The sequence below is a fragment of the Chryseobacterium viscerum genome (assembly GCF_025949665.1).
GTDB lineage: Bacteria > Bacteroidota > Bacteroidia > Flavobacteriales > Weeksellaceae > Chryseobacterium > Chryseobacterium viscerum_A.
Genome location: NZ_JAPDFT010000011.1, coordinates 1 through 2,226, shown reverse-complemented (window position 1 = coordinate 2,226; position 2,226 = coordinate 1). Strand labels below are relative to the sequence as shown.

Annotated in this window: 1 protein-coding gene; it reads right to left on the bottom strand. The window is 41.0% G+C overall.

What is annotated here, in order from left to right; all coding sequences use genetic code 11:
* Positions 1–2,226, bottom strand: a 2,226-nt coding sequence (locus OL225_RS21995) for a GEVED domain-containing protein (RefSeq protein WP_264519607.1), incomplete at both ends; no start/stop codon positions are given.

The window sequence follows — 2,226 nt, the reverse complement described above, 5'->3', positions numbered from 1 at the left end:
ATTACCTGTCCGGCAGCATTGTAGATCTTATATTTAGCTCTCTTGCTGATATTTTTCACAAACAATATTGAGCTTACCGGGTTAGGATAAATCATAATACCTGTCTGATCAATTGGATTAGCAACTATCGGTTTAGAGATTCTCACGGTGTAATCCTCTACTTCTCCGTTTTTGAAGCTTGTACAGTTGACAGGGATACCGTCTCTTTCCATGGCTACTCTCATCACTACATATTTGTAATCCGTCATACTTACAAAGGCATCTGCCGGTACATTGAATTTACCTGAGATAGGACTGTCTGTATTCGGTGGAGAGCTTAAGACTCTTTCATTGATATCAAATTCACCATTTCTGTTGAAGTCGATCCATACTGCGATTCCTTCGTTATAAGTATTTCCTGTCCATTTCTTCTCAATAATGATCTCGTTGTCTGTTGATCCCTGAATCATTTCGATGAAGGTTTTTGGAACTCCTGTATAATCTGTATATGTAGATGCTCCTGATTCATTCTCCATTGTTTTCTTACCAGTAGGCTTCACGGTAACTTTAGAAATATGCTCACCTGTAGAACTTCCTGAATGCATCTGACAGTAAATTACTGTTGGAGTGGTGAAGTAATACGGAGGAGTATAATTTCCTGGGGTACCATTACAGATATTGACTACCTGCATTTCATATTTTGTTAATTCTGTAAGACCTGTTAATACAAGGTTGTTAACTAACGATGGTACTTCTGTCCAGCTTGGAATACCCACTTTTCTGTATCTAAGAACATACGTTGCTCCCGGGAAAGGATCCCATTGGATCGATGCAGAGGTAGGAAGCAATTGAGTAATGGTCAATCCTGGAGGAGGAATTTCACAGATTCTTTCTGTTGTAAATACTTTAGGGTTTGAATATGGATTCAGAGTTGTTTCTCCGTTACACATATTAGCAATCTGAACTTCATAAGTAGTGAACGGCTCTAATGGAGTTACACTTCCTAATACATATGTATTGGCAGGAGCTGCCGGTAAGCTAATAGTATTCCATGGACCAGTACCTACTTTTCTCCATCTCATTGTATAGGTAGAGCTTGCTGCAAGCGGAGCCCATGTAATCAATGCTGTTGTTGGAGTAATGTTACCTACGGTCACATTCGGAGGAGTAGGATCACATCTTGTAGTAAATGTCTTAATTGGTGTTGCTGTTCCTATAACATCTCCACAAATTGCGGCTACTTCTACTTCATAAGTGGTAGCTGGTGTCAATCCGGTGATTACTAATGGAAGGTTACCCAGCTGTGTGGAAGCATATACCTGTGTCCAGGCTGTTGTTCCCTGAACTCTGTATCTTACTACATAACTTACCCCTGCTCCTGTAATGGTAACAGTAGCTGTTGTATGAGTAGTAGTAAATGTAGGTGCATTCGGAGTTGCATTGCTACAAGGTCTGATTCTTACTCTGTAGTCTTCCACTTCTCCATCTACGGCATTCTGACACATTACAGGAGCACTTGTACGTTTTAGTACAACTCTCATGGTAGTTGTCAATGGACCAGTATAAGATGTGGAAGGAACGGCAAACGTAGCAGTAACAGGAGTTGTGGTGTTAGCCGGAGAAATTAAAATTCTCTCAGCGTCTGTAAACTGTCCGTTTCTGTCAAAGTCGATCCATGCTGTCACAGCATCATTTCCAGTAGCACCAGTCCAACCTTTAGCTACAGAGATTTTATTATTTTGAGAATCAACATCTAAAGTAATAAGAGTCTCTGGTGTTGTGTAGCTGGTATAGTTAGCCTGTACTGAAGTATTGTTCATTGGAGGAACTCCAAGGTTCGAAGAGGTAACTGTTACATTCGAAATATGATCATTCGTTCCGGTACCTGTCATCGGGCAGTAAGACAACGGTGGTGTTGTAAACGTTACTGATGATGAGTAAGATCCTGTAGAACCTCCACATGTGGTAGAAACCTGAACTTCATAATTCGTCTGCTCAGTAAGACCAGTGATTCCATAGAAGTTTTGACCTGCCGGCACAGTAGCCGTCTGCCAAACACCTCCGGGAGTAGTTCTCCATCTGATGTTATAAGTAGCTCCTACAGTGGCAACCCATGATACTGTTGCAGTAGTTGCACCAATATTATTTACTGTAATATTCGTTGGAGGAGCTGTTGAACATGGTTGAGAATCTACAAATTTCACTGCATAATCCTCTACTTCTCCCTGACTAAATGTTCCGCAAGGG